6 protein-coding genes and 1 pseudogene are annotated in these 7,768 nt (G+C 65.4%); 3 read left to right on the top strand and 4 right to left on the bottom strand.

Going from position 1 to position 7,768, the window contains the following annotated elements; all coding sequences use genetic code 11:
- From trbB to ACEQX1_RS17410, 3 genes and pseudogenes are all read right to left on the bottom strand, one after another.
- Positions 1-919: P-type conjugative transfer ATPase TrbB (trbB, locus tag ACEQX1_RS17420; RefSeq protein WP_370197232.1), on the bottom strand; the 919-nt coding region annotated here is incomplete at its 3' end.
- 188 nt (positions 920-1,107) lie between these two features.
- On the bottom strand, positions 1,108-1,527 hold the full coding sequence (locus ACEQX1_RS17415) for a CopG family ribbon-helix-helix protein (RefSeq protein ID WP_017502704.1): 420 nt from the start codon (positions 1,525-1,527) through the stop codon (positions 1,108-1,110).
- A pseudogene (locus tag ACEQX1_RS17410) lies at positions 1,524-3,554 on the bottom strand (conjugal transfer protein TraG). The gene ACEQX1_RS17415 and the pseudogene ACEQX1_RS17410 overlap by 4 nt, the downstream one beginning before the upstream one ends.
- 241 nt (positions 3,555-3,795) lie before the next feature.
- On the opposite strand from ACEQX1_RS17410, the gene ACEQX1_RS17405 reads away from it, so the two are divergent.
- The 3 genes from ACEQX1_RS17405 to ACEQX1_RS17395 are packed head-to-tail and all read left to right on the top strand — an operon-like array spanning position 3,796 to position 7,325.
- Positions 3,796-4,320, top strand: coding sequence for a hypothetical protein (locus tag ACEQX1_RS17405; protein WP_017502706.1), 525 nt, complete (start codon positions 3,796-3,798; stop codon positions 4,318-4,320).
- A complete protein-coding gene (locus tag ACEQX1_RS17400; RefSeq protein WP_282499693.1) occupies positions 4,317-6,824 on the top strand; it encodes an N-6 DNA methylase in 2,508 nt (835 codons plus the stop codon). The genes ACEQX1_RS17405 and ACEQX1_RS17400 overlap by 4 nt, the downstream gene beginning before the upstream one ends.
- 3 nt (positions 6,825-6,827) lie before the next feature.
- Entirely contained in the window at positions 6,828-7,325 is a 498-nt protein-coding gene (locus tag ACEQX1_RS17395; RefSeq protein ID WP_017502708.1) for a PIN domain-containing protein, read from the top strand.
- 48 nt (positions 7,326-7,373) lie between these two features.
- Here the strand turns inward: ACEQX1_RS17395 and ACEQX1_RS17390 are convergent.
- Positions 7,374-7,768 (bottom strand): DUF3363 domain-containing protein (locus ACEQX1_RS17390; protein WP_370197229.1); only part of this gene is annotated, 395 nt, incomplete at its 5' end.

Here is a 7,768-nt window from a genome sequence, read left to right as displayed (position 1 = left end):
TGGGGGGTGCGAGGGGGGTCAGGCGGTAATCGCCGGTCTCGGCGTCGATCCCCTCGACGCGAGCCAGCTCGGCGAGGCGGCGACCGTGCCCGTCGCGAACCAGCACGGCGATCAGGTCGATGGTCTCGGCGAGCAGCGCGCGGGGAACCGTGACGACGGCCTCCTGAATGAGCTGCTCCATGCGGCGCAGCGCCCCGAGCGCGGTCCCGGCGTGGATGGTGCCGATGCCGCCGGGGTGGCCGGTGCCCCAGGCTTTGAGGAGGTCGAGCGCCTCGGCGCCGCGCACCTCGCCGATGGGGATGCGGTCGGGGCGCAGCCGCAGGCTGGACCGCACGAGATCGGACAGCGTGACGACGCCATCCTTGGTCCGCATGGCGACGAGGTTCGGCGCGGCGCACTGAAGCTCGCGCGTGTCTTCGATCAGGACGATGCGGTCGGTGGTCTTGGCGACTTCGGCCAGGAGCGCATTGACCAGCGTGGTCTTGCCGCTGCCGGTCCCGCCTGCCACGAGGATGTTGGCGCGGGCGGCGACGCCATCACGCAGCGCCGCGGCCTCGGCCGGCGACATGATCCCGGCCGCCGCGTATTCATCGAGCGTGAAGACGGCGACGGCGGGCTTGCGGATCGCGAAGGCGGGCGCGACGACGACGGGGGGCAGCAACCCCTCGAACCGCTCCCCTCCTTCGGGCAGCTCGGCCGAGACGCGCGGGGACCGGGCATGAACCTCGACGCCGACATGGTGCGCGACCAAGCGAACGATGCGCTCGCCGTCCGCGGCGGCCAGCTTCATGCCGGTGTCGCTGATGCCTTCGCCGAGCCGATCGACCCACAGCCGGCCGTCCGGGTTCAGCATCACCTCGATGACGGCGGCATCGTCGAGCCAGGCCGCGATCGACGGGCCGAGCGCCGTGCGCAGCATCCGCGCGCCGCGTGTCTTCGCCTCGGAACGGATCGGATGGACGGTCAAAAAAAAGCCCCTGATGAGGGCCGGGCGAGCCGCCGCCCGGCGTCAGGGGCACATCAAGAGAGGCAGAAAAGACCGTGCTTCAATAAGTAAATGTGGTCGTCGTAGTCTGGCGTAGAGATACAAGAACTGGCGTAGTCAGCTCATTCTTCTTGGAGCGGAAAGTCCTCGCCAATTTCTTGCCTGACCTTCGAACCCTTCGCGAGTCGGCGGCCGAGCGCATCCATGAAGGCGTCGTAGCGGTCGCCGCCCTGGCGACGCATCGCGGCCCGCTCGCTCTCGGGCGGCGGCGGAGTGTTCGACAGCCAGAAGCGCACGAACAGCGCGATCATCTCGACACCGATCCCCGTGTCGCGCTCCAGCCGGGTGATGCGGCGGTCCAGCTTGTCGAGACGCTTGGCGATGGCGGCCTCGCGCTGCTCGTCGGCGTCGGGCGACAGGAAGGATGCGATGGCCGCCTCGGCGATCAGCGACCGGGACTTGTCCCTGCGGTCGGCATAGGCGGCGAGCGCGCGCATCAGCTCGGGGTCAAGATAGACCGACAGCGGCGTCTTGGTGCTCATAGCTCGATGCCGTCCTCGGGATCGAGCGACGCCTGCCGGGCCACGCGCTGCATCTGGCGGCGCACCGTCGCCTGCCGCGCCGCATCGCTATCGGGGTCCGGCTCGTCCAGCTCGAACTCGTTGGCGGGCGCGGGCCGGGGCGTCGGCGCGATGTCGATGTGGGGCTCCAGCGCCGGCTCGCGGCGCAGGTCCCCGTTCGCGGCATCGTCCTCAGCACCCGCCTTCTTGGCGGCCTTTTTCTTCATCGGCTTCTTGGGCGATTCATGCTCGATCGGCTCGGGCATCGGCGGCGCCTCGATCGGCGCCAGGCCGCTCCAGTCGTCGGGGCGCGGCGGGCCGCCTCCGACATTCATGTCAGGCGGCGACATCACCCGCTGCGTGAACCGCCGGTCCTTGAAGTAGCGGGCCTTCTTTGCCCGGATCGGCGGGATGCCCGCGACCATGACGATCTCGTCGTCGGGCGGTAGCTGCATGATCTCGCCGGGGGTGAGGAGTTGGCGGGCGGTCTCAGAGCGCGACACCATCAAATGCCCGAGCCAGGGCGAAAGCCGGTGGCCGGCGTAGTTCTTCATCGCCCGCATCTCGGTCGCGGTGCCGAGCGCGTCCGAGATGCGCTTGGCGGTGCGCTCGTCGTTGGTGGCGAAGCTCACGCGCACATGGCAATTGTCGAGGATCGCGTTGTTCGGCCCGTAAGCCTTCTCGATCTGGTTGAGGCTCTGGGCGATGAGGAAGCTCTGGATGCCGTAGCCGGCCATGAACGCCAGCGCGCTCTCGAAGAAGTCGAGTCGGCCGAGCGCCGGAAACTCGTCGAGCATCAACAGCAGCCGGTGGCGCGATTGCCGCGCCTTCAGGTCCTCAGTGAGCCGGCGCCCGATCTGGTTGAGGAGGAGGCGAATGAGCGGCTTGGTGCGTGAGATGTCGCTGGGCGGCACGACGAGGTAGAGCGTGACCGGCAGCTCGCCCTCGACCAGATCCTTGATGCGCCATTCGCAGGTGCGCGTGACCTGCGCGACGACGGGATCGCGATAGAGGCCGAGGAACGACATGGCGGTCGAGAGCACGCCCGATCGCTCGTTGGCCGATTTGTTGAGCAGCTCGCGCGCGGCCGAGGCGACGACGGGATGGACGCCGGCCTCCCCCAAATGCGGCGTCGTCATCATCGCCCATAGCGTGCTCTCGATCGGGCGGCGGGGATCGGACAGGAAGGCGGCGACGCCCGCCAGCGTCTTGTCGGCCTCGGCGTAGAGGACATGGAGGATCGTGCCGACCAGTAGGGCATGGGAGGTCTTCTCCCAGTGGTTGCGCTTCTCCAGCGAACCTTCCGGGTCCACCAGCACGTCGGCGACGTTCTGCACGTCGCGCACTTCCCAGGCGCCCTTGCGGATTTCGAGCAGGGGGTTGTAGGCGGCCGACGCGCCGTTGGTCGGATCGAACAGCAGCACCCGCGCGTGCCGGGCGCGAAAGCCGGCGGTGAGCTGCCAATTCTCGCCCTTGATGTCATGCACGATCGCCGAGCCCGGCCAGGTGAGCAGCGTCGGCACGACCAGGCCGACGCCCTTGCCGCTCCGGGTCGGCGCGAAGCACAGCACATGCTCGGGGCCGTCGTGGCGCAGGTAGTCGCGCCCGAGCCGACCGAGCATGACGCCGCTGTCGCCCAGCAGCCCAGCGGCGGCGATCTCCCCGCGCGTCGCCCAGCGCGCCGAGCCCTAGGTCTCGGCGTTCTTCAGCTCGCGCGCACGCCAGACCGACATGCCGATGGCGACGACGATCGCGGCGAACCCGCCCGACACAGCGATGAACGCGCCGGTCTGGAATATCTCCGGCGCGTAGGCGTCAAACGAAAACCACCACCAGAAGAAGGCCGGCGGCGGATAGATCGGCCAGTCGCCGAGCATGAACCAGGGCGCCCCAAGCTGGGGCTGATAGGCGAGCGCTGCGGCCGTCCATTGCGTCGCGGCCCAAATGGCTGCGAGCACGATCAGGAAGACCGTGAAGACCTGACCCCAAAGGATTTTGGTTGCCGACATGGCACCGAGGTCGATGCGTACCGGACATCAAATCAAGTCACTGTTATTGTTGAGGGAAGTCTAGCGTAGAAATACAGGGAGTAGCGTAGTTTAGTCTGCTATGTTTTCGACGGTGATCGATTGAACGGTCCCGTATGTCGCGCGCTATCAGAGCGGACAGATCGAGAACAAGGTGCTTTACCAACCAGAATGGGTATGATACCCGATCCAAGTTCGGGCATCATACCCGAACCGGAGAAAAATGGTGCGTCTAATCGGATCGCGGGATGTCCTGAAGCTGACCGGGCTTTCGGCTGATCAGCTGCGCGAATGGACCGTGCGGCGCAGGCTCATTCATCCGGACGTCCCGGCATCACGCCAGGGTCAGCAGGCTCAATTCGGCTGGCAGACAGTGCTGTTGCTCCGGCTCGCCGTCGTTATGCGCAGCCGGTTCCATGTCGAACTCCAAGTCCATCGCGACCTGCTGCTTCGCGCACGCGAGCTATTGAACGGCCGGTCCTTTCCGGGCCTGTGGAACCACCGGCTCGTTATCTTTGGACTCGATAGCTGTGCGCTGCTCGGTGGTAGCGATCCGTTGCCGGCCGACCAGGATGCAATCCTGCTTCGGCTCAACGCCCATCTTGAGGCGCTGTCGCAGGGCTTCGGCGTCTCCGAGCCGATCGCGCAACTCCCTCTCTTTCCGGCGGTGGGATTGCGCCGAAGCGAAGCGCCGGCTGACGCAGAGGGCGGCATCATGCTGCGCACTGCCGAAGGTGACGCGGCGTGACCGCGCTCGCCAGAATCGAAGCGGGACTGCGTGCGATCGGCTATCGACCGGAATCGCTCATCCACGACTATAGCTTCGCCGATGTGCTGTCGGAGGCGGGCGAGGAACAGTGCGTCGCACTTGCCGCGTTCACACAAGTTCCCGAATCCTATCGCTCGGCCGCCTTTGGCGTGATTACCGGCACGCACGATGCGGACGCCGTGCTACGCCGCCGGGCGCTCGGTGCGCCGATCTTGTTCTCGATCAGCCCTGAAGATGTCGGGGTCTGGCGGGTCGGCGCGGAAGGCAAGCCACGTCTGAGCGAACGGGTTCCGCTCGACCAGCTGGACGCGCTGTTCGAGCGCAATGCCGACAATTGGAACCCACACGCGGTTCACCGCGCCAAGTCGCTGGCCCAGACCCAGACGGCCTATCAGCTCGACTTCGTCGATCTGGGACTGATGCCGGCGATCGAACATGAGATCGAAGTGAAGCTCGATCGGCTGCTCGGCGAAGTCATTGCCCAACTGCTGTCCGGGATCGACGATCCGCAACGCGAAGAAGCGGTTTTCCGCACCACCTTCAGGCTCCTTGCCGCCAAAATCCTGATCGATCGCCAGCATCCTGACGCGACATCATGGACCCATGCGCCGGTGCGCGATGTGCTCGCCGGCATCGAGACCTATTATCATCTCGATCATATGCTGCGGCCCGCGGTCGATGCCCTTCCGTCGTCGGCCGTGGAGACTGCATGGACGACGCTTCGCGGCGCCATCACCTTCCGGAACATTTCGTCGGACAGTTTGGCATTCGTTTACGAAAACACGCTGGTGACGGCTGACACGCGCAAACGCTTCGGCACGCACTCTACCCCCAGACAAGTGGCTGAATATGTCGTTGGCCAACTCGATCTCGGCCGCTTCGATCTTGAGGACATAACGATCTACGAGCCGTTCGCTGGCGCGGGTATGTTCCTCGTCGCGGCACTGCGGCACCTGCGCGATCAGCTTCCCGATACGCTCACCGGCGAGGAGCGGCACGCTTTTCTCGTCAAGCGGATCAGCGGTGCGGAACTCGACAGCTTCGCCTGTGAAGTCGCGACGCTATCGCTGATCCTTGCTGATTACCCCAACGCAAATGGCTGGAAAATCGCATCCAAGGACTTGTTCGAGAAAGACGCGCTTCGAGCAGATGCCGCTGGCAAGCGCATCGTCCTGTGCAACCCACCCTGGGAGGACTTCGACAGCGAAGAGCGCCAGCGCTATCCCGAGATGGCGGCAAAGTCGTTCTCGAAGCCGATGGCGGTGCTGCGGACGCTCATCGAAGCCAAGCCCCAAGCGCTGGGTTTCGTTTTGCCGCAAGGCTTTCTCCGCCAGAAGCAATATGGCGAACTGCGCCAGCTGCTCGCTGACACATATGACCGGATCGAGCTGACATCGCTTCCTGACCGCATCTTTCAGCGTGCCGGGCTGGAGGCGGCCGTGATCATCGCCACCGGCCAGCGCGACGCTGATGCGAAGAATCTTCCGAGCCAGTTGCGCTCCGTCGAAGTCACCGACCGAGGCCGTCCGGATTTTCTCATGACGGGTAAGGTCACCACCGAGCGCCGCCGCACCAAGCTGGTATGTTCGGGGGACCTTTGGATTGGTGCGCTCGACGAGGTCTGGGAATATCTGGCGGACTATCCCGTGCTTGGTGGTCAAGCCGAAGTTCATCGCGGCCTTCAGTGGATCAGCCAGTCTGCCGGCTGGAGCGCAGTTCCTCGGGAGGGCTTTGCCAGAGGAATTTTCAAGCCCGCGGACTCGCTTCTTCAATTTAGTATCACCACGACCGGCTTCGTCGATATGCGCGAGGAATCCGCATATCGGTTCGGTCCACTCACGCGCGCCTGGGACAAACCCAAAATACTGGTCAACGTGGCGCGCCGGTCGCGTGGCCCCTGGCGGCTGGATGGCGCGCTAGACGCGAGCGGGCTCGTGCCGTCGCAGGCGTTCTTTGGCATCTGGCCGACCACATCAGACCTGCCAGTGGAAGCGATCGAAGCGCTGATCAACAGCCCGCTGGCGAGCGCCTTCGTCCTCGAGCGGGCCTCGAACCAGCATCTCACCAATGTTGTTATGAAGCAGCTGCCGTTGCCAAAGCGGGGCGCGCTTGGTGACGTGGTCGCCGCAGTGTGGCGCTACCGCGACGCGCTTGGCGCCGCCGCAGCCCATGCGCTACGCACGCCCGAGATCGACGAGCGGTTGGAAGGGTTGCTGATCGATATCGACGCGCAGCTCTTGAAGGCCTTCGATCTGCCTCCTCGTCTGGAGCGACGATTGCTCGAAGCGTTTCGTGGACATGAAGCTGAACGGCGTGTCGCACATACCTTCAAGGGCTGGTTCCCAGAGGACTTTACCGCCTACCTCCCGCTGCACGAATATGTCGGCCCGCTGCTACGCGAAAACACTGGCGCCTGGGCGCTCGACGTCTTCACGCCGGCACCGGAGCACGAGGTTGAGCGGCTCAGGCGCTACGTCCAGTAGCGGATGGACACCTATCTGCTCGATACGAACCTTGTGTCCGTGCTCTATGACGCGCGGAGGCCCAATCATATCGCCGTCCGCCAGGCAGTCGCCGACTTACCGGCGCAAGCCGCGCAGCTCGTATCGGTAGTAACGGTCGGCGAGCTCAGGTTCGGGTTAGCGCTCGCGCGCGCCGCAAGCCAGCCGCTCACGCACATTGAAGCGTGCCTCGTCAGCACCGAGGCACACCCGTTGGCCGAAGTCACACGGCACACGGCAGATGCCTTCGCGACCGTTAAATCGAGCGTCGCGCTGGCGCGGATCGACATCAGGCGCCGTATTCCACGCTGGGTCGAGGCCTGGACCGATCGTGTGAGCGGCCAGCTTCTGCAGATCGATGAGAATGATCTCTGGATTGCGGCACAAGCGCTTGAACGAAACTATGTCGTCGTCACCTCCGACCGGGATTTCACTCAAGTGATTGCGCCGGTGGTTCCGGACCTTCGCGTTCTTCTCGTCTGAGCGACTCCTTCTTTTGCTTCAGCTCGCTCTCGGCCCCAAACCCTTCCGCTAAAGGCCCAGCCCTCGGCCGCGCCCGAACGACCAATCTACCCCGCCGCCCGTACGCATGACGCCGGAGATGTGCTTGCCGATCTGGCGGTCGAGCGAGGGCGACCAGGGCACGAGCTGGAAGCTCAGGCCATTGTCGATCATGGCGAAGCGCCCCGAGGCGAGCGTGATCCGCTGGCGCACCGTGCCCGCGACATACTCCCCGGCCTTGGACGGCGCGTGCGGCTGGCCGATCTCGGCCGACAAGTCCTTGGCGGCCGCGTCCAGCTCGCGGCGGCGGAGCGTGTCGAGCAGGTTGCGCGCGAAGATGATCCGCTGTCCCTGCCGCCGCGCGAGCCCCTCGTCGGCGAGATGCTCGGCGCGGGCCTCCATCGCGGCGCGCACTTCGGTCCCGA

Origin of the sequence: Aurantimonas sp. (genome assembly GCF_964217435.1) — a bacterium.
Classification (GTDB): domain Bacteria; phylum Pseudomonadota; class Alphaproteobacteria; order Rhizobiales; family Rhizobiaceae; genus Aurantimonas; species Aurantimonas coralicida.
This window is presented reverse-complemented; position numbering and strand designations above follow the sequence as displayed.

Excerpts from the sequence above, each read along its gene's own strand:
- ACEQX1_RS17415 (WP_017502704.1), bottom strand. The coding sequence starts at position 1,527 with ATGAGCACCAAGACGCCGCTGTCGGTCTATCTTGACCCCGAGCTGATG.
- ACEQX1_RS17405 (WP_017502706.1), top strand. The coding sequence starts at position 3,796 with ATGGTGCGTCTAATCGGATCGCGGGATGTCCTGAAGCTGACCGGGCTT.
- ACEQX1_RS17395 (WP_017502708.1), top strand. The coding sequence starts at position 6,828 with ATGGACACCTATCTGCTCGATACGAACCTTGTGTCCGTGCTCTATGAC.